Here is a 21424-nt window from a genome sequence, read left to right as displayed (position 1 = left end):
CTGGGCAGCGGCCCCTGAGGGCCTGGTGCCAACGATCAGTTCACCACTTGCGCCAGCGCACCCGAGGCGTACTGGGCCGCCACAGCCTGCAGGCTCAGGCCCTTGATCTTGCTGCCCTGGCCTTCGCAGCCGAACTCCAGGTAGCGCTGCTTGCAGACCTGCTTGGCCGCTTCGCGGGCGGGCTTGAGCCACTCGCGGGCGTCGAACTTGTCGGGGTTCTCAAACAGGAACTTGCGCACCGCGCCCGTCATGGCCAGGCGAATGTCGGTGTCGATGTTGATCTTGCGCACGCCGTGCTTGATGGCTTCCTGGATTTCCTCGACGGGCACGCCGTAGGTTTCCTTCATCTTGCCGCCGTACTGGTTGATGATGGCCAGCAGTTCGGCAGGCACTGACGACGAGCCGTGCATCACCAGGTGGGTGTTGGGAATGCGCTTGTGGATTTCCTTCACGCGGCTGATGGCCAGGATGTCGCCCGTGGGCTTGCGGCTGAACTTGTAGGCGCCGTGGCTGGTGCCAATCGCAATGGCCAGGGCATCCAGCTGGGTGGCCTTCACGAAGGTGGCGGCTTCTTCGGGGTCGGTCAGCATCTGGCTGTGGTCGAGCTTGCCGACGGCACCAATGCCGTCTTCTTCGCCCGCATCCCCGGTTTCGAGGTTGCCCAGGCAGCCCAGTTCGCCTTCGACCGTCACGCCCACCTTGTGCGCCATGTCCACCACCTTGCGCGTCACTTCGACGTTGTAGTCGAAGGACGAAGGGGTCTTGCCGTCTTCCATCAGCGAGCCGTCCATCATCACCGAGCCAAAGCCCAGGTCGATGGCGCCCTGGCAGACCTTGGGCGAAGTGCCGTGGTCCTGGTGCATGACGAGGGGAATGTGGGGGAAAGCCTCGACCGCAGCCTGGATCAGGTGCTTGATGAAGGGCTCGCCCGCGTACTTGCGCGCGCCAGCGCTGGCCTGCAGGATGACGGGAGCGCCCACTTCGTCCGCAGCCGCCATCACGGCCTGCACCTGCTCCAGGTTGTTGACGTTGAAGGCAGGGATGCCATAGCTGTTGGCAGCGGCATGGTCGAGCAGTTCGCGCATCGAAACGAGGGGCATGGTCGTGGGGTCCGTGGTGGGTTGATGAAGGAGGGGGCGAGGCGCTGTAGCGCCCGGCAATACGGTGGTAACCGCTTGGTAACTCGTAATTTTAACCGGGGGCCGGTACGGAGGGCGATGGCAAATCCAACCGGTAGCAGGTGGTAAAGGGCGCGGGCGCAGGGGCTGCGCCAAAGTGCCCCCCGTGAATGTCCGCCACGCGGCGCAGGATCTCATGCCCCAGATGCAGGCTATCCACCGGCACCGCCGCCGCACGGCCCGGTGCGCTGCCGGCCTGCGGGCGCGCCCCGTCGTCGCACACCTGCAGCCACACGCCACCAGCGTCCGCCATGCCCAGCTGGACGGCGATCTGGGTGCCCTCGGACGTGTGCTTGAGCGCGTTTTCCACCAGATTGCGCACCGCAATGTCCAGCAGCACCGCATGGCCGGGCACGGTCAGCGCGGTCGGCGCCGACAGGCCCAGGTCGTCGCCCCGCTTCCACGCTGCCTGGGCATAGTCGGCGCACACCGACCGCGCCAGGGCGCTCAGGTCCACGGGCGCCTTGGCTTCATGCAGCTCTGCCCGGCTGGCGCGGGCCAGGGCCAGCAGCTGGTTGAGCACATGCCCTGCGCGCAGGGCATCCTGGCCGATGCGCGCCAGCGCCTGGGCCCGGGCCTCTTCCGTCAGCTCCCCCGCCAGGGCGCTGGCCTGCAGGGCGATAGAGGACAGCGGTGTGCGCAGCTCGTGCGCCACCTCGTTGGCCAGCCGGCGCTCGCGCACCATGGCGACCTGCTGGCGGTCCAGCAAGGTGTTGATGGACGCGACCACCGACTCGAACTCGCTCCAGGCATGGCGCGATGCCAGGCGCTGGGCACTGGCCGGGTCCAATGCCGCCACATCGGCGGACAGCGCGTACAAGGGCCGCAAGCCGCGCCACAGCGCGAGCCCCAGAGCCAATGACACCACAGGCAGCAACCACAGACCGGGCTCGATGAGCTGCCCCGCGATGTCATCCGCCAGCTCGTCCCGCTCGCGCAGTTCCAGCATCACCATGATCTTGCGGGTGCGCCCCGCATCCCATTGCGAAAAGCTGCGCCAAGCCACCTTGTCGGGGCCCAGCGTGAGGTCGGCAAACCCCTCGGCATCGCTGAAAGGCGGCTCGGGCACCGAGCCCGTGATGGACAGCACGCGCCCCTGCGCATCCCACTGCACCACGCTGATGGTCTGCTGGTAGTCGTGTGACTTGAGCCAGGGCGTGGGGGTGCGTTCGGTCCGCTGCGGGCCCTCCATGGCCTCAGTGGCCCGCAGATTCAGCAGCAGCGCGGCCACGCTGGCCAGGTGCCCGTCGGTCAGCTCGTCGGCCTCATGGACACCGGTCTGGTAGCCAATGAAGACGAAGCTGCCCCAGACAATGGCCAGCGCCCCCAGGGACCACAGCAACAGCTGCCGGGTGAGCGAGGGGCGGCGCCCCGATGCGGGACGAGAAACAGGGGGCGCGTTCATGCAGGCTTTTCCTGCGGCATGAAATAGCCCACTCCGCGCATGGTCTGGATCGAGGCGCTGCCCAGCTTGCGGCGCAGGTGGTGGATGTGCACCTCGACGGCATTGCTCTCCACGGCAGCATCCCAGCTGTATAGGCGCTCCTCGATCTGCTGGCGCGACAGGACCCGGCCGCGCGCCTCCAGCAGCACCAGCAGCACCGAAAACTCGCGCGGAGACATTTCCACCGGCTTGCCTTGCTGGCGCACCGTGCGCGTCGCAGGGTCCAGCTCGATGTCGCCCAGGCGGATGGTGGGCGACGCCCGCCCCGCCGCGCGCCGCAACAGGGCGCGCAGGCGCGCGTCCAGCTCATCCACATCAAACGGCTTGGTCAGATAGTCGTCAGCCCCCTGGTCCAGCCCCGCAATGCGCTGGTGCACCTGGTCGCGCGCGGTGACGATGAGGACGGGCGTGGCGGGGTCCGGCAAGGTGGCTGATGCGGCGCCGGTGGCGGGAGGGCTCAGGCGCAGGCGCCTGAGCAGTTCGCTGCCGTCCCCGTCCACCAGCCCCAGGTCCAGCAGCACCGCGTCAAAACGCTCGGCGCGCAGGGCGCTCCAGGCGCTGGCGACGCCATCACTGACATCCACCGCATAGCCGCGCTGCTGCAGGTTGCTGCGCAGGCCACTGGCTATGCCCGCATCGTCTTCGACCACGAGTATTCGCATGCGGGCATTGTCGCAGCCCATCAGTCAGGGGAGTGACAGTGGCGATGCCAACTTTAAGACGGCGTTAAGTACGGCAGCCTATCTTCCGGCGCATGCAGCCTTCGTCCGTCCCGCCGTCCACCGCGCCCCAGGTCCCCTTGCACCGCCACACACTGCTTTTCTGGACCCTGGGGGCACTGGCCTGTGTCGTGGCCTGGGATGCGGCGGGCCAAGACCTGGCCTTTGCGCAGGTGTTCGGGTCCTCCAACGGGTTTCCGATGCGGGACCAGTGGTTTTTTGTGCAGGTGCTGCATGAAGGCGCCCGCCGCCTGGGATGGCTTCTGGTGCTGCTGCTGGCGTTGAGCGTGTGGTGGCCGCGCGGCTTTTTGCGCAAGCTGGACGCCAGCGAGCGCCTGCAAATGGCCGTGAGCGCCCTGCTCTCGCTGGCCGTGGTCAGCATCACCAAGAACCTCAGCGCCACCAGTTGCCCCTGGGACTTGGCGCAGTTTGGCGGCGTGGCGCGCCATGTGTCGCACTGGGCGCTGGGCGTGCTCGATGGCGGCAGCGGCCGCTGCTTTCCGGCGGGCCATGCATCGGCGGGATTCGCCTTTCTGGGCGGCTACTTCGCGCTGCGCCACAAGGCGCCGACGGCCGCGCGCTGGTGGCTGGCGAGCGCATTGCTGGCCGGGTTTGTATTGGGTGCCGCCCAGCAGGTGCGTGGCGCCCATTTCATGAGCCATACGCTATGGACAGGCTGGCTGTGCTGGACCACCGGCTGGCTCTGCGACCTGGCAGCCACCGCATTGCGGCCCCGCTTTCCGCATTTCGCCAACACCACCACGCCAGCGGACGGCTCCCATGCTTGAAATCGATCTGGTCCTGTTTCAGGCCCTCAATGCCGACGCCGCCACCTTGCCTGCCGTGGTAGCGGTGGCACGGTGGGTGTCGCAGCAACTGCCCACCGCCATGGGCGGCCTGCTGCTCGGCAGCTTGGTGCTGGGCAACGCGGCGCAGCGGCGCGCCCTGGCCCTGGCGCTCGCGTCGATGGCCCTGGCCTGGCTAGGGGTGCAATTGCTGCGGCTGGCCGTACCGGCGCCGCGACCTGCGCAACTGGGCATTGGAGTGCAGTGGATCGAGCACGCGGCGCGCGCAGGCTTTCCCAGCATGCATGTGGCAGGCGCCGCCGCACTGGCGGCCAGCCTCGCACTGCGGCCGGTCCGCGGGCTGACCTGGCTGGCCGCTGCGGTCACGGCTGCGATGGTGTGGAGCCGCGTCTGCCTGGGCGTGCACTTTCCGTCCGATGTGCTGGCGGGCCTGCTCACCGGGGGGCTGGCCGCAGCGGCCATTCATGCCCTGGCCGCGCGGGCACCCCGCTGGCAGGCAGCCCTGCTGCACAAGTCGCCACAGGGCAACGCACACTGACCGCCGTCCGGCGCTATCGCCTTGAGGGCGTAGCGCAGGAGCGGTGAGGGAGCGCCCCCTCTGCCAGTCAGCTGGCCACGCAGATCTTCAGCATGTTCGTGCCGCCGGGTGCGCCCATAGGCTCGCCACAGGTGATGGCGTACACATCACCCTTTTGCACGATGTTGCGGCTCTTGAGGTGGCGCTCGGCCTGGTCCAGCGCAGTGTCACGGTCGGCACTGGTGTCCATGAGCAAGGGACGCACGTTGCGGTACATGGCCATCTTGCGTTGCGTGGCCACCTTGGGGGTGAGCGCGTAGATAGGGATGCGGATGCTGTGCCGGCTCATCCACAGGGCCGTAGCGCCACTGTCGGTCATGGCGACGATGGCCTTGGCGCCCAGGTGGTGGGCAGTGAACAGCGCGCCCATGGCGATGGACTGGTCGATGCGGCCAAAGGTCTGGCCGGTGAAGTCAGCATCCAGCTGGTGGTCTTCCGCCGCCTCGGCTGCCGCGCAGATGGTGGCCATCTCTTCCACGGTTTCGAGCGGGTAGCGGCCAGCGGCCGTTTCGGCGCTCAGCATCACGGCGTCGGTGCCGTCCAGCACGGCGTTGGCCACGTCACTCACCTCGGCGCGCGTAGGCACGGGGTTGGTGATCATGCTCTCCATCATCTGCGTGGCGGTGATGACGACCTTGTCCAGGTCCCGCGCCATGCGGATCATCTTCTTTTGCAGTGCAGGCACGGCCGCGTTGCCCACTTCCACCGCCAGATCCCCACGCGCCACCATGATGCCGTCGGAGACACGCAGGATGGCCTCCAGGTGCGGAATGGCCTCAGCCCGTTCGATCTTGGCGATCAGGCCGGGCTTGTGGCGGAATTCGGAGGCTGCCACGTTGCACAGCTGGCGGGCCATTTCCATGTCGGTCGCGTTTTTGGGGAAGCTCACGGCCACGTAGTCGGCCTGGAAGCTCATCGCGGTGCGGATGTCTTCCATGTCCTTGGCCGTAAGGGCTGGTGCCGTCAGGCCGCCCCCCTTCTTGTTGATGCCCTTGTTGTTGGACAGCTCGCCACCTACTTTGACGGTGGTGTGCACTTCTTCGCCGCGCACCGCATCCACGGTGAGCACGATCAGGCCGTCATTGAGCAGCAACAGGTCGCCCGACTTCACATCGCGCGGCAGTTCCTTGTAGTCCAGCCCCACGCCATTGATGTCGCCCAACTCGGTGCGCGAGGCATCGAGCACGAACTTGGCGCCCGGCTCCAGCTGCACCTTGCCCTCGGCAAACTTGCCCACGCGGATCTTGGGGCCCTGCAGGTCGGCCATGATGGCCACCTCGCGGCCTGCGCGCTGGGCGGCCGCGCGCACGGTGGCCGCACGGTCGATGTGGTCCTGCGCCTTGCCGTGGCTGAAGTTCAGCCGCACCACGTTCACCCCCGCTCGGATCATCGCCTCCAGCAGCGCCGGGTCGCTCGACGCAGGACCCAGGGTGGCAACAATCTTGGTGGCGCGGCGGGTAGGCATGGACATGTCTCTTTTCTCTCGGTCGTTGGGGATGTAATCGAGTTTCAATTCTCACACGAAGCGGTTACATGCGAGTTACCCGTTCCGCAGCAACAGGGCTCAGCGCGTCAGAGCAGCGGGGACGACAACCAATGCGCCAGCACATGCGCAATGATCGCGGCCTCCAGGCCGTAGCGCGCAAACAGCCAGCCCGCGACCAGGCCAAAAACCGTGTTGCCCACCAAGACGAACGCCACCACCGGCACGGTCAACACGCCGGCCAGCGCCTGCGCGGCAGGCAGATGCCCCACGGCAAACAACACGGCACTGAGCAGCACCGCCGCAGCCACCAATCCCTTGCCCGGCCGCCCCTGCCCGCGCTGCAACAGGCGCCAGCCCAGCCACAGCAGCAGGGTCATCACACCCCAGCGCACCATCAGCTCTTCGGTAATGCCGCCGTAGAGCAGCTTGACCACCAACGGCATGGCACTGGCAGGATCGGAGGGCTGGAGCGCCGTGGGCGCCAGCCGGGACAGCACCCACAGCCACGCAGCGCCTGCCACACCGCCCACGATGCCGGGCAGCAATTGGGCTCTCAGCCCATGCCAGGCAGGTTGCCCGCCCAGCCAAGCAGACACTGCAGGCGCCTGCAAACCCACGCGGGGCGCCAGCCACACCCCCAGCGCCACGGCCAGCGCCAGGAGCGCCGCCGTTTGCAACCCGCTGAGCAACAGCACGGCCTCTGGCGCCAGCGGCAGCAGGGCTTCGTTGGCCTTCAGGGTGGGCAGCAGCGTCCAGACCACCGCCACCACGCCAGGCATGCCCAGCAGCCATAGCGCGCCGCCCAGCCGCCACTTGCCGGGCTGAGCCGGAGCATGTGCCGCATCGGCTCTGGCAGCGGTGTCCAAGGCCATGGCTTTGCCCACGCTCAGGCGCGCATCAGCGCTTCGATCTCGTCGGCCTTCACCGGCACGCCGCGCGTGATCAGCTCACAACCCGTCTCGGTGACGATGGCATCGTCTTCGATGCGGATGCCGATGTTGTGGAACTGCTCGGGCACCCCTTCGGCGGGGCGCACGTAGATGCCGGGCTCGATGGTCAGCACCATGCCGGGCCGCAGGATGCGGCTGGGGCGGTTGGTGATGGTTTCGCCCGACAGCGGGTCTTTGCGTTCGCTGGTCTGGCCCACCTCGCCGGGCTCCACGTAGCTGCCGCAGTCGTGCACGTCCATGCCCAGCCAGTGGCTGGTGCGGTGCATGTAGAACTGGAAGTAGGCACGTTGGTCGATCACGTCCTGTGCGGTGCCCACCTTGTTCTTGTCGAGCAGGCCCAGGTCCAGCATGCCCTGGGCCAGCACGGCCACTGTGGCGTCATGCGGGTCGTTGAAGCGAGCGCCGGCCTTGGTGGCCGCCACGGCTGCATCCTGGCTGGCCAGCACCAGGTCGTACAGCGCGCGCTGAGGCCCCGTGAATTTGCCTTTGGCCGGGAAAGTGCGGGTGATGTCGCTGGCGTAGCTGTCAAGCTCGCAGCCTGCGTCGATCAGCACCAACTCGCCGTCGCGCACGGGAGCCGCGTCGGCGCGGTAGTGCAGCACGCAGGCGTTGGCCCCAGCGGCCACGATGGAACTGTAGGCCGGGTACTGCGAGCCCGCGTCGCGGAACGCGTGCAGCAGCTCGGCATCCAGGTGGTATTCGCGCACATCCTCACCGGCGCGCAGCATGCGGGCCGAGCGCTGCATGGCGCGGATATGGGCCTGCGCGCTGATGGCGCTGGCGCGGCGCATGATGTCCTGCTCATGCGCGTCCTTGAACAGACGCATCTCGTCGAGCAAGGTGCACAGGTCGTTCTGCTCGGCAGGGCAGATGGCGCCGTAGCGCACCCGCCCGCGCACCACGTTGAGCCAGCCCTCCACGCGTGCAGCCAGACCGCTGTGCGTAGCAAACGGGTACCAGACGCAGGCCGTGTTTTCCAGCAGGCGCGGCAGCTTGCTGTCCAGCTCCGCCATCGAATGCGCGGCGTCCACGCCCAAGGCTGCGGGCGCAGCAGCCGGGCCCAGGCGGTAGCCGTCCCAGATTTCGCGCTCCAGGTCCTTGGGCTGGCAGAACAGCGTGCTGCGGCCGTCGTGCGCCAGCACCAGGCAGGCGCCGGGCTCGGTGAAGCCGGTCAGGTAATAAAAGTAGCTGTCGTGGCGGAACAGGAAGTCGCTGTCCCGGTTGCGTGGGCGCTCCAGCGCCGTGGGAATGATGGCAATGCCCCCGGGGCCCAGCTGGGCAGCAAGGTGCGCGCGGCGCTGGGCATAGACGGAGGCAGGCACGGTGGTGTTCATGGCGCGTCGAGAGAAAGAGTGTTGAGTTCGGCCAGCCGCTCGGGCGTGCCCACATCGGTCCAGCGGCCGGTGTAGAGCTGCGCACTGACGCGGCCATTGTCCATCGCCCGGCGAAGCAGTGGCGCCAGCGGGGCTTTGATGCCGCTGGGATTGCCCGGCGGAATGTCGCACCAGGGCAGCGCAAACAGCTCGGCGCGCAGCAGGGCGATGGTGCTGTAGGTGTAGCGCGGTGCGGGGTCGTCGGCGGGCAGGTTCAGCGCGAGGCCGTCGGCCGACAGGCCGAAGTCGCCACGCGGGTTGTGGGCGGGGTTGGGCACCAGCCACAAGTGGGCCAGGTAGTCACTGGCCTCGAAGGCCGCTACCGCCGCGCTGTCGAACATGAAATCGGGCGCAAACACATCGCCTGCGGCCAGCCAGAACACCGGGCCGAGCTGCGGCAATGCACGGGCGATACCGCCAGCGGTTTCCAGCGCGCCGCCAAAGTCCATTCCTTCGTGGGAGTATGAAATTGATAGCTGCTCAGGCATATTCTTCCTGGGCTTGGAGGTAAAAACGCTGGAAAAATACCCGCTGATCTGTTCGCCCAGCCATGCGGTGTTGATCACCGCCCTCTCGACACCCGCATCCAGCAAGGCCTGCAGGTGCCACTGCAGCAGCGGCTGACCCTGCACCTGCAGCAGGGGTTTGGGGGTGGTGTCGGTCAGCGGGCGCATGCGTTCGCCCCGGCCGGCGGCCAGCAACAGGGCGGGCACCTGGTGGTGAACAGGACTCATGCCGCCACCCCGCTCACCACACCCCGCTGCAGCGCGTGGCGATCCACGGCAGTGGGCTGGAACAAGGCCAGCAGCGTGTCCATCAGCGCGTGCGCCTTGGCCGAATGGTCGGCGCCGAAGTTGCACACATACACATCCAGCGTCACCGCGCGCTGCTCAGGCCAGGTGTGCACACACAGGTGGGACTCTGCTAGCAAAACAGTAGCTGTCACCCCACCAGGGCCATGCGCTGTGGCCGGAAATTCATGAAACAACTGCCCCACGGCCTGCAGCCCGGCGGCGCGCACCGCATCGGTACAGGCCCGGCCCAGGGCGGTGGCGTCCAGCAGCCAGGCACTGGCGCAGCGGCAGCCCTGGAGATCGGCAGTGAGGTGCAGTCCTTGCATGGCCCGCACTGTAGTGCATTGCCGCCCTGCGCCCAGCGCACGGCTGGCCGATTCAGTCGGGTGAAAGCCGCGCCGGTAAAATGCCGGGTTTCCCCTGAACCTCCCACCCTGAACCACTCCCCCATGGCCAACACCCAGCAATCCCAACAGATGGCAAATGCGATCCGCGCATTGGCCATGGACGCCGTTCAACAAGCCAACTCCGGCCACCCCGGCGCGCCCATGGGCATGGCCGACATGGCCGTGGGCCTGTGGGCTCGCCACCTCAAGCACAACCCCACCAACCCCCAGTGGTTTGACCGCGACCGTTTCGTGCTGAGCAACGGCCACGGCTCGATGCTGATCTATTCGCTGCTGCACCTCACGGGCTACGACCTGCCCATGAGCGAGCTGAAGAACTTCCGCCAGCTGCACAGCAAGACCGCCGGCCATCCCGAAGTGGGCATCACCCCCGGCGTGGAAACCACCACCGGCCCGCTGGGCCAGGGCATCACCAACGCCGTGGGCTTTGCGCTGGCCGAGAAGCTGCTGGCCGCCGAGTTCAACCGCGAAGGCCATGCCGTGGTGGACCACAACACCTACGTGTTCCTGGGTGACGGCTGCCTGATGGAAGGCATCAGCCAGGAAGCGATTTCGCTGGCAGGCGCCTGGAAGCTGAACAAGCTGATCGCCCTGTACGACGACAACGGCATCTCCATCGACGGCCAGGTGACGCCCTGGTTTGCCGACAACACCGCCCTGCGTTTTGTGTCCGCCGGCTGGAACGTGATCGGCCCCATCGACGGCCACGATGCCGACAAGGTGGCGGACGCGATTGCCGAAGCCAAGAAGCAGACCGAGCGCCCCACGCTGGTCATCTGCAAGACGCACATCGGCAAGGGCAGCCCCAACCGCGCCAACACCTCCAAGGCCCACGGCGAGCCCCTGGGCGCTGAAGAAATCAAGCTCACCCGCGAAGCCCTGGGCTGGACCGCAGAGCCCTTCGCCATCCCCGAAGACGTGTACGCCGGCTGGGACGCCAAGGCCAGCGGCCAACAAGCCGAAGCCGCCTGGAACGACCGCTTTGCCGCCTACAGCAAGGCCTTCCCAGAACTGGCCGCAGAATTCACCCGCCGCATGAAGGGCGACCTGCCCGCCAACTTTGCCCAGGTGGCCGTGGACACCGTGGTGGCCGCCCACACCAAGGGCGAAACCGTGGCCAGCCGCAAGGCCAGCCAGCTCGCGCTGGAAGCATTCACCGCCGCACTGCCCGAACTCCTGGGCGGCAGCGCCGACCTGACGGGCTCCAACCTCACCAACACCAAGAGCACGCCCAACCTGCGCTTCGACATGCAGGGCAATGTGGTCAAGACCGAAGTGGCCGAAGGCCAGAAGATCGGTGGCCGCCACATCAACTACGGTGTGCGCGAGTTCGGCATGGCCGCCATCATGAACGGCGTGGCACTGCACGGCGGCTTCATCCCCTACGGCGGCACCTTCCTGACCTTCAGCGACTACAGCCGCAACGCCATCCGCATGGCCGCGCTGATGAAGCAGCGCGTGATCCACGTGTTCACGCACGACTCCATCGGCCTGGGCGAAGACGGCCCCACGCACCAGTCCATCGAGCACGTGGCCAGCCTGCGCCTGATCCCCAACCTGGATGTGTGGCGCCCTGCCGACACGGCCGAAACCGCCGTGGCCTGGAGCGTGGCCCTGTCCAACCGCAACAAGCCCACCGTGCTGGCCCTGTCGCGCCAGAACCTTCCGTACGCGCCCAAGCGCGACCTGGGCGACATCTCGCGCGGCGCCTACGTGCTGAGCGAGCCTGCCGATGTGGGCCTCAAGAAGAAACCTGTGGCCGTGATCATCGCCACCGGCTCCGAAGTTCAGCTGGCCCTGAAGGCCCAGCGCCTGCTGGCCGACAAGAAGGTGCCGGTGCGCGTGGTCTCCATGCCCAGCACCACCACCTTTGACCGCGAAGACGCCAAGTACAAGAGCAGCGTGCTGCCCGCCGGCGTGCCGCGCGTGGCCGTGGAAATGGGCGTGACCGACGGCTGGTGGAAGTACGGCTGCGCCGCCGTGGTGGGTATCGACACCTACGGCGAATCGGCCCCCGCGCCCGTGCTGTTCAAGCACTTCGGCTTCACCGAAGAGAACGTGGCCGATGCCGTGCTGGTGGCCACCGGTGCTGCGCGCCTGAAGCCCGCCAAAAAGGCCCGCTAAAACTTCTTCTGCCCGCTGTGCCCCGCTGCCAGCGGGCGCGCAGCGGCAGATTCCCGATTTCGACTTTGCAACTTTGAAGAGGCTCCCTATGACGATCAAGATTGGTATCAACGGCTTCGGCCGCATCGGCCGCAACGTGCTGCGCTCGGCCATCCAGAACTTCAGCGACATCGAAGTCGTGGGCATCAACGACCTGCTGGAGCCCGACTACCTGGCCTACATGCTGCAGTACGACTCGGTGCACGGCCGCTTCGACGGCACCGTGGCTGTGGAAGGCAACACCCTGATCGTCAACGGCAAGAAAATCCGCCTGACGCAAGAGCGCGACCCTGCCAACCTGAAGTGGAACGAAGTCGGCGCCGACATCGTGATCGAATCCACCGGCCTGTTCCTGGACAAGGTCACGGCACAAAAGCACATCGACGCAGGCGCCAAGAAGGTCGTGCTGTCGGCCCCCTCCAAGGACGACACCCCCATGTTCGTGTTCGGCGTGAACCACGACACCTACGCGGGCCAGGCCATCATCTCCAATGCATCGTGCACCACCAACTGCCTGGCCCCCGTGGCCAAGGTGCTGAACGACAAGTGGGGCATCAAGCGCGGCCTGATGACCACCGTGCACGCTGCCACCGCCACGCAAAAGACCGTGGACGGCCCTTCGAACAAGGACTGGCGCGGTGGCCGTGGCATTCTGGAAAACATCATTCCTTCGAGCACTGGCGCTGCCAAGGCCGTGGGCGTGGTGATCCCAGCCCTCAACAAGAAGCTGACCGGCATGTCCTTCCGCGTGCCCACCTCCGACGTGTCGGTGGTGGACCTGACAGTGGAGCTGGAAAAGGCCGCCACCTACGAAGAAATCAAGGCCGAGATGAAGGCCCAGTCCGAAGGCGCGCTGAAGGGCGTGCTGGGCTACACCGAAGACAAGGTGGTGGCCACCGACTTCCGTGGCGACACCCGTACTTCGATCTTTGACGCGGACGCCGGCATCGCGCTGGACGGCACCTTCGTCAAGGTCGTGAGCTGGTACGACAACGAATGGGGCTACTCGAACAAGTGCCTGGAAATGGTGCGCGTGGTCGCCAAGTAAGCGTTCTTTGAGAAATTGAAAAAGCGCTAGAGGCAACTACCCTGTTCAAGCCGGCGGCCTGCAAAGGCTGCCGGCTTTTTTTTGCCTACGCAGTACCCGCCTGCGCAATCAGGACACCGCAGCAGCAGGGGCCTGCGGCGGTGCGCTGGCAATGTGCACCGTGCGGGTGGGGAATGCGAACTCCACCCCCATGGCCTTGAACTCGCGCAGCAGCCCCAGGTTGATGGACTGCTGCAGGTCCATGTAGAGGTTGTAGGCCGGGTCTTCGACGATATAGACTACCTCGTAGTCCAGCGAGTTGGTGCCCAGCGCCTTGAAATGCGCACGGTCAAAGCGCAGCTCCGGGTGCGACTCGATGAGCTTGCGCACCACGCCTGGAATCGCCTCCGCCTGCTCGGGGGTGGTGTCATAGGCCACGCCAAAGGTGAACACGATGCGCCGCCGCTCCAGCATGCGGAAGTTGCTGATGGTCTGCTTGAGCAGGTCGGTGTTGGACATCACGATCTGCTCGCCCTGCAAGCTGCGGATGCGCGTGGTCTTGAGACCGATCACCTGCACCGTGCCCGACACGTTACCCACCACGATGAAGTCGCCCACCTCAAAAGGCTTGTCCACCGCAATCGCCAGCGAGGCAAACAAGTCGCCCAGGATGTTCTGCACCGCCAGCGCCACGGCAATACCGCCCACCCCCAGGCTGGCGATGAAGGCCGTGATGTTCACGCCCACATTCGACAAGATGGCCAGCAGCACCACACTCCACAGCAGCGTGCGCAGCCCCCACGACATGAGCGTGGCCGAGGCGCTGACCTGCGTCATGCCGCTGGACGAGTGCCGCTCCACATAGCGGCGCACGCCGATACCGATCGCGCGCATGCCCCACAGCCCCATCTGCAGCGCCACGGCCACAAACCACAGCTGGCTCAGACGGCTCTCCCAGCGGCCTGGAAGATCCAGCAGACTTGCGCCCACCAGCAGCGCCACCACCAGCACCAGCGTGCGGCTCGTGCCTTCCAGCACATCCACCAGGGTCAGTGCCATGCCGCTGTGTGACTGCGTGGCCCACACCTTGGCGCGGCGGGTCAGCAGGTGCAACACCACAAGGATGGCGGCATAGGTAGCGACCGCCGCTGCCAGGGCCACACACAGGCTCCATAGCGGCACACCCGCAAAAGTGGTCTCCTGGACCCAGGTGAAAAACGTGGATGGCGGCATGCAGTAACTCTCCTCTTCGTTGTGCAATGGGGATGGGTGGAAGGCGGGCGTACGGCGTGCGCGCACAGCCCGCGCAAAGGCATCAGCAGCAGACGGCGCAGCCTGGGGACAACGCGGTGCGCACGCGTATTGCCCTTGATCGAGACCCCTGCAAAGCGAGAGTTCCCCAACGGGCCTCCAGATCCTCAGCACCAAGCAGTGTCAGCACCCGGCGTGCAAATGTTCGTAAGACATGCCCGACAGCGATACAGAGGCAGGACCTACGCCCGCTCGCCGAGCGGGCCCCAACAATGCATCAACACCAGAACCCCCTGGTTGCCTACCCCACACACGGGTGCGGCGTCTCCAACAACCTCCAGAGGAGTCCCATACACCATGCAATCAACTGCACTGATCCGCACTGCCACAGCGGCACTCGCACTGGGCGCACTGGCCGCCTGTTCGTCCACCCCAGCCCCCACCGAACAGATGGCGGTCACCCGCACCACCGTCAACCGCGTGGCGGCGGCACCGGCAGTGGCCACCAGCGCTCCCGTGCAGCTGCAGCAGGCCCGCGAGAAGCTCATCCAGGCCGAGAAGGCCATGGCAGAAAAGGACTATGTGGCCGCGCGCCGCCTCGCCGCAGAGGCCGAGGTGGATGCCCGCGTGGCCGAGACCCGCGCCGACGCTGTGGGCAATGCCGCCACCCTGGCCCAGGTGCAGGACAGCATCCGCGCACTGCAGGAAGAAATCAACCGCCGATCGCCCCGCTAGTCCAGCGCCCTGCGCTGTGCCGAGTGCGCCTCGCCTGGCGGCTGCGCCTCTCGCCCACCGGCGCCAAGGCCCCCGATGGCACCGCGATTGAATTCACTCCAACACCCAAGGAACACCCGACCATGCCACGCTTTTTTCACCGCACCACCGCCCTGTGCACCAGCCTGATTGCTGTGGGCCTGCTGGCCGCCTGCGCCAGTACCACCCCGTCGCCCGCCCTCGAAGAGGCCCGCACTGCCGTGAGCACTGCGGCAGGCGACCCCGCCGTCAACCAGTACGCCCAACTCGAACTCAAGCAGGCCACCGATGCCCTGGCCCAGGCCGACCACGTGTGGGCCGATGACAAGGACACATCCGAGACCAACCACCTGGCGTACATCGCCCGCCAGCGTGCCGAGATCGCCACCAACACGGCCCGCGCACGCCAGCTCGATGCCAACATCAAGCAGGCCGGCAGCGAAGCGGATCGCATCCGCCTGCAAGCCCGCACCCAGGAGGCCGACGCCGCCCGCCTGCGCGCACAACAGGCACAGCAGCAGGCGATGAGCGCCGAGCAGCGCGCCGCACAACAGCAGGCACAAGCCACCGCCGCCATGGCCCAGGCCAACGCCGCGCAAGACCGTGTGCGCGCACTCGAAGCCCAGCTGCGCGACATGGAAGCCCAGCAAACCGAGCGCGGTCTGCTGGTGACCTTGGGCGATGTGCTGTTTGCCTTCAACAAGGCCGAGCTGTCGGCCCAGGCGGCACCGCGTCTGGACAAGCTGGCCAACTTCCTCAAGCAGTTCCCGGACCGCAAGCTGCTGATCGAGGGCTACACCGACAGCGTGGGTAGCGACAGCTACAACCAGGACCTGTCAGACCGCCGCGCGCAGGCCGTGCGCGATGCGCTGGTGCAGCGCGGGGTGGACACCAGCCGCATCACCGCACGCGGCTATGGCAAGGCCCACCCGGTGGCCGACAACGCATCACCCGAAGGCCGCGCCATGAACCGCCGCGTGGAGATCGTGATTGCAGATGACAAGGGGAACCTGCGCGGGAGATAAAGCACACCCCCCTGAGGCGCTGCGCGCCTTCCCCCCGCTCTCGCGCCGCTGCGCGTTGCGGGCAGGGGGACGCCGCCATCGCACGCTAGCGAAGCGCCGCCCGTGCGGCTTGGCGGCCCTTGCGCGGCGGCCGCTGGATTGAGCCACGCCGGTTTCTGCGGCCTATATCAATAAACGCAACAAAGACCGCGCTGCTCACGCTGCGCGGTCTTCAAACGTCTCGGTATCGACTTCACTCGCGCTCTGCGCGTTGTAGCGGCTGCCCACCACCGTGCGCTCGTTGATCAGCGCGTCCAGTCGCTCCAGGGTGGCGGCATCCAGTCGCACATCAACGGCGCCCAAGTCGTCCTGCAAATGCGCCACGCTGGTGGTGCCTGGGATGGGGATGATGTGCTCGGCCTTGTGCAGCAGCCATGCCAGCGCCAGCTGGGCGGGCGTGCAGCCCACATCGCGCGCAATGGCCTGGTAGTCGTCGAGCAGCGCCAGGTTGGCCGCATAGGCGTCGGGCGCAAAACGGGGCATGGCGCGGCGGATGTCCTTGGCGTCGAGCGTGCTCACATCGCGCAGCTCGCCACAGAGAAAGCCCCGCGCCACGGGGCTGAACGCCACAAAGGCGGCGCCCAGTTCGCGGCAGGCGTCCAGCACGGCGATCTCGGGGTTGCGCGTCCACAGCGAATACTCGGTCTGCACTGCCGCAATCGGGTGCACCGCGTGGGCCTTGCGCAGGGTGGCGGCCGACACCTCCGACAGGCCAATGCTGCGGATCTTGCCCGCGCGCACCAGGTCGGCCAGTGCGCCCACGCTGTCTTCAATGGGCACCTTCTTGTCCCAGCGGTGCAGGTAGTACAGGTCGATCACATCGGTCTGCAGGCGGCGCAGGCTGTCTTCGCAGGTCTGGCGCAGCGTGGCGGGCCGGCCATCGATCACGCGCACCCGCTTGCCGTCGCCGTTCACATCGACGCCCTGCATGCCGCATTTGCTGGCCAGGGTGAAACGGCTGCGGTGCTGCTTCAGCACACGGCCCACCAAGGTTTCGTTGGCGCCAAAGCCATAGAGCGTGGCGGTGTCGAACAACGTCACGCCCGCATCCAGCGCGGCCAGCAGCACGCGCTCGCCCTGCTCGGCAGACACCGGCGCGCCATAGGCGTGCGAGAGGTTCATGCAGCCAAGGCCGATGGCCGAGACGGAGAAAGGTCCAAGGTTTCTTTGTTGCATTCCGCGAGCTTACGGCAAGCGCGGCAACCTACCGGGTGGCTCGGGCTTGGGGCCGGACTAAGCCTTGGTACTGGACGGCCGCTTCGCCCACAACTCAATGCGCTCACCCGCTGCGCAGGCGGCCACCAGCTGCGCAAACCGGGCCTCCCGGGTCGCATCGCGTTTGGCGGATGTGACCCAGTGCAGCATCACCTTGCGGTAGCTGGGAGGTGTGGATTCCTGAAAGTACCGCCACGCGGCTTTGTTGCGCTGGAATGCACGCTGCAGCGCCACCGGCAGCTCGGCCACCCCCGCCTGCTCGTGCGAGTAGATGGCCGACTTGTCGGCCTTGCGGTGCGCGAAAGCGGCCAGCCCCGCAGGCGTCATGCGGCCTGCCGCCTGCAACTGCTCCACCTTGGCGATGTTGACCGCACTCCAGATCGACGACGGCTTGCGCGGCGTGAAGCGAATCGAATAAGTGTGCTCGTCAATGCGCCGCCGGATGCCATCGATCCAGCCAAAGCACAGGGCTTCGTCCACCGACTCCGACCAGCCCATGCTGGGGCGGCCCGAGCCCACCTTGTGAAAACCCACCAGCAACTCCGGCGCGCTGGCCGCATGGCGCTCCAGCCACTGGCGGAATGCCTGGGGGGTGGCGAAGAAGGTAGGGGTGGTATGGGAGGCCATGGTGTTGCGAACGTCCTTCCTGAGTGCTGCCGGGCGGGCTCTTGCTGCTGTGCCGGTGGGTCGGCTAGGCCACCACGATGTCTTGGGCCAGCTCGGCGCAGGGCCCCAGGGGCAACACGCACAGTGTCACGCCGTCGAGCGTGAGCACCAACCCCAGTTGCCCGCCCACCTGAACCACCCCACCCACCGTGGCCGGTGCGCGCGAGGCACGCGGTGGTACGGATTGCACGGAGCGCTGCGTCGCCATCGCACTCACGGGCGGCTGGCGCAGCAGGGCCCACAGGGCCTGCGGGTCCCGTAGTTGCAAAGACTGCAGATAAAGGCGCAGCACCGCCGGGTCGCCGTCACTGGGTTCACCGCGTTCATCACAGTGGCGGGCCTGCGCTTCGGCTTGCCGCAGGCGCTGCAATGCGCGGCGCAATTGCTGGCGGCTGGCCGCTTCCGTCCGGCCGGTGGCCTGTGCCAGCTCGGCATGGCTGGCATCGAACACCGCATGCAGCAGCACTGCGGCGCCCTCCATGGGCGTGACGCACGCCGCCAGCCGCCGCAATGCGAGCGTGGCTTGCTGCGCCAGCGCGGCATCGGCCTCTGCCGAGGGCGCGACCGAACCGGCAACAGCGCCATGCGCAGTCTGCGTGGCTTCGGTCAGCCATTGGGCCATCCACTGGCGCCGCCGCAGGCGGTCGATGGCTAGGTTGCGCACCACCGTCAACAGCCACGCCTGGGCCGCATTGAGCGCCGGGGCCTGGGCCTCCAGCGCACGCACGTAGGCGTCCTGCACGGCGTCCTCGGCCTCGGCAGAACCCAGCAGGCGCGTAGCGGCGCGCAGCAGGGTACTGCGGTTGGCGTTCACCAGCGCCATCAGGTGTTCATCGTTCTGCATCGGAGCATGGTGCCACAGGCTGCGGCAAGCCGCACATCGGTAGACCATGGCTCGGATGGGTAGGCGGCATTCAGTTCAATCGCCCCCTTTGCGAGCGGTCCCGTCAACTTTCCCTGCGCCTTGCCGATAACCAGGGATGCAAGTTGCCAGCACCACCTCATCCCCCGTCAAACCTTCTTCCTCCAGCGGCAGCAGCGACATCGCCAAGCTGCAAAAGCAGCTGCGTGAACTGACGGAGGAACTCAAGGGCGTGGTCAGTTCCGACATGGACGCCAAGGCCAAACAAGAGAAGGCCAAGCTGCTGCAGGCGCAGATCCAGATGGTGCAAGCCCAGATTACGGCGATACAGCGCGCGCAACAGCAAGAGCAACAACTGTCCCAGGTGGCGAAGGCCGAAGAGGCGGCGGCCAATGCCGCGCAGCAAAAGAAGACCCAGGCGGCAAAGACTCCATCTGCTGGGCTGGGCAACAACGTCGATACCTACGCCTGAGCAGTAGGGCTTGGGGAGAAGGCTGCCAACCTGCAGCACACCGCCCCCGGCATGCGCCCGGCGCCGCATGGGACTGCGGCGTCCGCGACAAGCTCCACCCGCCATTGCATGGACAATCTCGGCATGTCTGGCGCACCTACTACTTCACACCCTTCTTCCGCCCGCCCCGTGCTGATCGCCGGGGGTGGCATAGGTGGCATGGCCACTGCCCTGACCCTGCACCAGATCGGCGTGCCCTGCATCGTCTTTGAAACGGTGCCGGAACTGCAGCCGCTGGGCGTGGGCATCAACCTGCAGCCCAACGCCGTGCGCGAACTGCACGACCTGGGGTTTGGCAACGACGTGCTGGACACCATTGGCCTGCAGGCACGCGAATGGGCGCTGGTGGGCCGCAACGGGAACGAGGTGTATGCCGAGCCGCGCGGCCTGGAGGCGGGCTACCACTGGCCGCAGTATTCGGTGCACCGGGGGCAGCTGCAGATGATGCTGTACCACGCTGTCAAAGCCCGCCTGGGCGACAACGCCGTGCAGCTGGGGCAACGTGTGGTGGGCTACCGGCAGGATGCGAATGGCGTCACCGCCATCGTCGAAACACGCGACGGCACGCAACGCGAAGTAGCGGGCTCGCTGCTGATTGCGGCCGACGGCCTGCACTCGGCCGTGCGGGCGCAAATGCACCCCACGCAGCCGCCCATCCAGTGGGGCGGAGCCATCATGTGGCGCGGCACCACGCCGGGGGTGCCGGTGCGCACAGGCGCGTCGTTTGTGGGCGTGGGCTCGCTGCAGCACCGGGTGGTGTTCTACCCCATCACGCCGCCCGACCCGGCCACGGGCCTGGCCACCATCAACTGGATTGCCGAGATCACGGTGGACAACCAGGGCGGCTGGCAGCAGGGCGACTGGAACCGGCGTGTGGCGCTGGAGGAGTTCGCTCACCACTTTGACGGCTGGAACTACAGCTGGCTGGACGTACCCGCCATGCTGCGCGGGGCCAAGGACATTTTTGAATACCCCATGATCGACCGCGACCCCGTGCCCACCTGGGTAGACGGCCGCGTGGCGCTGCTGGGCGATGCGGCGCATGTGATGTACCCCGTGGGCTCCAACGGGGCCAGTCAGGCCATCGTGGATGCGCGCGTGCTGGGCGCGCAGCTCATTGCGCATGGCGTGGGCCCGCAGGCGCTGCGCGCCTACGACGACAAGCTGTGCAAGGATATCTCTGCGCTGGTGCTGCGCAACCGGGGCTCTGGCCCCTTTGGCCTGCTGGGGCTGGTGGACGAGCGCTGCGGTGGGGTGTTCGACCACATCGACGACGTGCTGCCACGCGAGGAGCGCGAGGGCTTCATGGCCCGCTACAAGGCGGCGGCGGGTTTTGCGATCGAGACGCTGAATGCGGCGCCGCCCACCATTGCGCCGGGGCAGCGCGTGGCCGCAGGCTGAACAGTCCAAGGGGCGCAGTGCGGGCCAGTGGGTCCGCGTTGCAGCGCTGGCCTGAACATTTCAGCGCAGAAAAATGTCACGCCCGGCGTGTCTCGTTCGTCATGGCAGTCCTGTCACTCTTTTCAAGGACTTGGCCCTATGGACACGCCAGACACCAACACCCCAACCCCCACCCAAGACGCCGAGCCGCGCACGTCTTACCTGGAAGAAAAAGCGTTCAAGGCCCGCACCCTGCTGGTCTTTGGCACCATCACCGACACGCTGGCCGCCGATGTGGCACGGCGGCTGATTGCGCTGGACGCTGACAGCGCCGAGCCCATCGACATGCTGGTGAGCTCGCCCGGTGGGCACCTGGAGTCGGGCGACACGATCCACGACCTGGTGCGCTTCATTTCTGCACCGGTGAACATGATCGGCACTGGCTGGGTGGGCAGCGCGGCCACGCACCTGTACCTGGCGGCGCCGCGCGAGCGGCGGTTCTGCCTGCCCAACACGCGATTTCTGATCCACCAGCCCAGCGGCGGCGCGGGTGGCCCGGCCAGCGACATCGCCATCCAGGCGCGCGAGATGGTGAAAGCGCGTGAGCGGATTGCGGGCACCATTGCCCGCCAGACAGGCAAGCCACTGGAGGTGGTGCTGGAAGACATCGAGCGGGACCGCTGGATGTCGGCCGAGGAGGCGGTGGACTACGGCCTGGTCTCGCGCGTCATCGAGCACAAGACGGCATTGAAGGGGTGAGGTCGCACACCCCAATAACTATCAAATGAATAGCTGCTA

The 21424-nt window shown here is 66.9% G+C and carries 21 protein-coding genes; 9 read left to right on the top strand and 12 right to left on the bottom strand.

Annotation, left to right across the window (positions count from 1 at the left end):
* Window positions 1-35: 35 nt before the first annotated feature.
* The 3 genes from fba to ACODSM_RS02385 all read right to left on the bottom strand — a co-directional run bounded on the left by fba (window position 36) and on the right by ACODSM_RS02385 (window position 3284).
* The gene (fba, locus tag ACODSM_RS02395) at window positions 36-1100 is read right to left on the bottom strand and encodes a class II fructose-bisphosphate aldolase (protein ID WP_015016154.1); all 1065 of its coding nucleotides are present in this window, start codon (window positions 1098-1100) and stop codon (window positions 36-38) included.
* A gap of 91 nt (window positions 1101-1191) precedes the next feature.
* Entirely contained in the window at window positions 1192-2583 is a 1392-nt protein-coding gene (locus ACODSM_RS02390; RefSeq protein WP_488804210.1) for a histidine kinase dimerization/phospho-acceptor domain-containing protein, read from the bottom strand.
* A complete protein-coding gene (locus tag ACODSM_RS02385) occupies window positions 2580-3284 on the bottom strand; it encodes a response regulator transcription factor (RefSeq protein WP_110960958.1) in 705 nt (234 codons plus the stop codon). Before ACODSM_RS02385 ends, ACODSM_RS02390 begins: the two co-directional genes overlap by 4 nt.
* A gap of 92 nt (window positions 3285-3376) precedes the next feature.
* Between ACODSM_RS02385 and ACODSM_RS02380 the strand changes: the two genes are divergently transcribed.
* Together ACODSM_RS02380 and ACODSM_RS02375 are read left to right on the top strand one after the other, a co-directional pair.
* Complete coding sequence (locus tag ACODSM_RS02380) at window positions 3377-4129, top strand: phosphatase PAP2 family protein (protein ID WP_488804209.1); 753 nt, start codon at window positions 3377-3379, stop codon at window positions 4127-4129.
* Window positions 4122-4685 carry a phosphatase PAP2 family protein gene (locus ACODSM_RS02375; RefSeq protein ID WP_209816918.1) on the top strand — a complete coding sequence of 188 codons (564 nt, stop codon included), beginning with the start codon at window positions 4122-4124 and terminating at the stop codon, window positions 4683-4685. Before ACODSM_RS02380 ends, ACODSM_RS02375 begins: the two co-directional genes overlap by 8 nt.
* A gap of 67 nt (window positions 4686-4752) precedes the next feature.
* On the opposite strand, the gene pyk is transcribed toward ACODSM_RS02375, so the two are convergent.
* The 5 genes from pyk to speD form a co-directional block, all read right to left on the bottom strand.
* Complete coding sequence (gene pyk / locus ACODSM_RS02370; protein WP_343735587.1) at window positions 4753-6189, bottom strand: pyruvate kinase; 1437 nt, start codon at window positions 6187-6189, stop codon at window positions 4753-4755.
* Window positions 6190-6296: 107 nt separating this feature from the next.
* Entirely contained in the window at window positions 6297-7082 is a 786-nt protein-coding gene (locus tag ACODSM_RS02365) for a CPBP family glutamic-type intramembrane protease (protein WP_488804208.1), read from the bottom strand.
* A gap of 14 nt (window positions 7083-7096) precedes the next feature.
* Window positions 7097-8494: an aminopeptidase P N-terminal domain-containing protein gene (locus ACODSM_RS02360; protein WP_488804207.1), complete on the bottom strand. Its 1398-nt coding sequence runs from the start codon at window positions 8492-8494 to the stop codon at window positions 7097-7099.
* Entirely contained in the window at window positions 8491-9267 is a 777-nt protein-coding gene (locus ACODSM_RS02355; protein WP_488804206.1) for a nucleotidyltransferase family protein, read from the bottom strand. Before ACODSM_RS02355 ends, ACODSM_RS02360 begins: the two co-directional genes overlap by 4 nt.
* Window positions 9264-9653 (bottom strand): adenosylmethionine decarboxylase, encoded by a 390-nt coding sequence (gene speD, locus ACODSM_RS02350; protein WP_488804205.1) that lies wholly within the window; start codon window positions 9651-9653, stop codon window positions 9264-9266. The genes ACODSM_RS02355 and speD overlap by 4 nt, the downstream gene beginning before the upstream one ends.
* Before the next feature lie 123 nt (window positions 9654-9776).
* Between speD and tkt the strand changes: the two genes are divergently transcribed.
* Both tkt and gap read left to right on the top strand, forming a co-directional pair.
* On the top strand, window positions 9777-11858 hold the full coding sequence (gene tkt / locus ACODSM_RS02345) for a transketolase (protein ID WP_488804204.1): 2082 nt from the start codon (window positions 9777-9779) through the stop codon (window positions 11856-11858).
* An 88-nt stretch (window positions 11859-11946) separates the two neighbouring features.
* Window positions 11947-12945: a type I glyceraldehyde-3-phosphate dehydrogenase gene (gene gap, locus ACODSM_RS02340; protein ID WP_015016165.1), complete on the top strand. Its 999-nt coding sequence runs from the start codon at window positions 11947-11949 to the stop codon at window positions 12943-12945.
* A gap of 108 nt (window positions 12946-13053) precedes the next feature.
* On the opposite strand, the gene ACODSM_RS02335 is transcribed toward gap, so the two are convergent.
* Window positions 13054-14157 carry a mechanosensitive ion channel family protein gene (locus tag ACODSM_RS02335; RefSeq protein WP_488804203.1) on the bottom strand — a complete coding sequence of 368 codons (1104 nt, stop codon included), beginning with the start codon at window positions 14155-14157 and terminating at the stop codon, window positions 13054-13056.
* Window positions 14158-14532: 375 nt separating this feature from the next.
* Between ACODSM_RS02335 and ACODSM_RS02330 the strand changes: the two genes are divergently transcribed.
* Together ACODSM_RS02330 and ACODSM_RS02325 are read left to right on the top strand one after the other, a co-directional pair.
* Window positions 14533-14910, top strand: coding sequence for a DUF4398 domain-containing protein (locus ACODSM_RS02330; RefSeq protein ID WP_488804202.1), 378 nt, complete (start codon window positions 14533-14535; stop codon window positions 14908-14910).
* Between the two features lie 122 nt (window positions 14911-15032).
* Entirely contained in the window at window positions 15033-15953 is a 921-nt protein-coding gene (locus ACODSM_RS02325; protein WP_476018037.1) for an OmpA family protein, read from the top strand.
* Between the two features lie 195 nt (window positions 15954-16148).
* On the opposite strand, the gene ACODSM_RS02320 is transcribed toward ACODSM_RS02325, so the two are convergent.
* The 3 genes from ACODSM_RS02320 to ACODSM_RS02310 form a co-directional block, all read right to left on the bottom strand.
* A complete protein-coding gene (locus ACODSM_RS02320; RefSeq protein WP_488804201.1) occupies window positions 16149-17168 on the bottom strand; it encodes an aldo/keto reductase in 1020 nt (339 codons plus the stop codon).
* A gap of 57 nt (window positions 17169-17225) precedes the next feature.
* A complete protein-coding gene (locus ACODSM_RS02315) occupies window positions 17226-17834 on the bottom strand; it encodes a YdeI/OmpD-associated family protein (protein WP_488804200.1) in 609 nt (202 codons plus the stop codon).
* A 64-nt stretch (window positions 17835-17898) separates the two neighbouring features.
* Window positions 17899-18717: a sigma-70 family RNA polymerase sigma factor gene (locus ACODSM_RS02310; RefSeq protein WP_422848032.1), complete on the bottom strand. Its 819-nt coding sequence runs from the start codon at window positions 18715-18717 to the stop codon at window positions 17899-17901.
* A 136-nt stretch (window positions 18718-18853) separates the two neighbouring features.
* Between ACODSM_RS02310 and ACODSM_RS02305 the strand changes: the two genes are divergently transcribed.
* The 3 genes from ACODSM_RS02305 (at window position 18854) to ACODSM_RS02295 (ending at window position 21385) form a co-directional block, all read left to right on the top strand.
* Complete coding sequence (locus ACODSM_RS02305) at window positions 18854-19207, top strand: FlxA-like family protein (protein WP_209816906.1); 354 nt, start codon at window positions 18854-18856, stop codon at window positions 19205-19207.
* 123 nt (window positions 19208-19330) lie between these two features.
* Window positions 19331-20647, top strand: a complete 1317-nt coding sequence (locus tag ACODSM_RS02300) for a flavin-dependent oxidoreductase (RefSeq protein ID WP_488804199.1) — start codon at window positions 19331-19333, stop codon at window positions 20645-20647.
* Between the two features lie 138 nt (window positions 20648-20785).
* Window positions 20786-21385 (top strand): ATP-dependent Clp protease proteolytic subunit, encoded by a 600-nt coding sequence (locus ACODSM_RS02295; RefSeq protein WP_488804198.1) that lies wholly within the window; start codon window positions 20786-20788, stop codon window positions 21383-21385.
* The last annotated feature ends 39 nt before the right edge of the window (window positions 21386-21424 follow it).

This window comes from Acidovorax sp. FG42 (genome assembly GCF_057809195.1).
The sequence above is the reverse complement of the archived record's forward strand: the minus strand, read 5'-3'. Positions and strand labels throughout refer to the sequence as shown.

Bases quoted from the DNA above. Each gene is read 5' to 3' on its own strand.
- fba (WP_015016154.1), bottom strand. From the start codon at position 1,100: ATGCCCCTCGTTTCGATGCGCGAACTGCTCGACCATGCCGCTGCCAAC.
- ACODSM_RS02390 (WP_488804210.1), bottom strand. From the start codon at position 2,583: ATGAACGCGCCCCCTGTTTCTCGTCCCGCATCGGGGCGCCGCCCCTCG.
- ACODSM_RS02385 (WP_110960958.1), bottom strand. From the start codon at position 3,284: ATGCGAATACTCGTGGTCGAAGACGATGCGGGCATAGCCAGTGGCCTG.
- ACODSM_RS02380 (WP_488804209.1), top strand. From the start codon at position 3,377: ATGCAGCCTTCGTCCGTCCCGCCGTCCACCGCGCCCCAGGTCCCCTTG.
- ACODSM_RS02375 (WP_209816918.1), top strand. From the start codon at position 4,122: ATGCTTGAAATCGATCTGGTCCTGTTTCAGGCCCTCAATGCCGACGCC.
- pyk (WP_343735587.1), bottom strand. From the start codon at position 6,189: ATGCCTACCCGCCGCGCCACCAAGATTGTTGCCACCCTGGGTCCTGCG.
- ACODSM_RS02365 (WP_488804208.1), bottom strand. From the start codon at position 7,082: ATGGCCTTGGACACCGCTGCCAGAGCCGATGCGGCACATGCTCCGGCT.
- ACODSM_RS02360 (WP_488804207.1), bottom strand. From the start codon at position 8,494: ATGAACACCACCGTGCCTGCCTCCGTCTATGCCCAGCGCCGCGCGCAC.
- ACODSM_RS02355 (WP_488804206.1), bottom strand. From the start codon at position 9,267: ATGAGTCCTGTTCACCACCAGGTGCCCGCCCTGTTGCTGGCCGCCGGC.
- speD (WP_488804205.1), bottom strand. From the start codon at position 9,653: ATGCAAGGACTGCACCTCACTGCCGATCTCCAGGGCTGCCGCTGCGCC.
- tkt (WP_488804204.1), top strand. From the start codon at position 9,777: ATGGCCAACACCCAGCAATCCCAACAGATGGCAAATGCGATCCGCGCA.
- gap (WP_015016165.1), top strand. From the start codon at position 11,947: ATGACGATCAAGATTGGTATCAACGGCTTCGGCCGCATCGGCCGCAAC.
- ACODSM_RS02335 (WP_488804203.1), bottom strand. From the start codon at position 14,157: ATGCCGCCATCCACGTTTTTCACCTGGGTCCAGGAGACCACTTTTGCG.
- ACODSM_RS02330 (WP_488804202.1), top strand. From the start codon at position 14,533: ATGCAATCAACTGCACTGATCCGCACTGCCACAGCGGCACTCGCACTG.
- ACODSM_RS02325 (WP_476018037.1), top strand. From the start codon at position 15,033: ATGCCACGCTTTTTTCACCGCACCACCGCCCTGTGCACCAGCCTGATT.
- ACODSM_RS02320 (WP_488804201.1), bottom strand. From the start codon at position 17,168: ATGCAACAAAGAAACCTTGGACCTTTCTCCGTCTCGGCCATCGGCCTT.
- ACODSM_RS02315 (WP_488804200.1), bottom strand. From the start codon at position 17,834: ATGGCCTCCCATACCACCCCTACCTTCTTCGCCACCCCCCAGGCATTC.
- ACODSM_RS02310 (WP_422848032.1), bottom strand. From the start codon at position 18,717: ATGCAGAACGATGAACACCTGATGGCGCTGGTGAACGCCAACCGCAGT.
- ACODSM_RS02305 (WP_209816906.1), top strand. From the start codon at position 18,854: ATGCAAGTTGCCAGCACCACCTCATCCCCCGTCAAACCTTCTTCCTCC.
- ACODSM_RS02300 (WP_488804199.1), top strand. From the start codon at position 19,331: ATGTCTGGCGCACCTACTACTTCACACCCTTCTTCCGCCCGCCCCGTG.
- ACODSM_RS02295 (WP_488804198.1), top strand. From the start codon at position 20,786: ATGGACACGCCAGACACCAACACCCCAACCCCCACCCAAGACGCCGAG.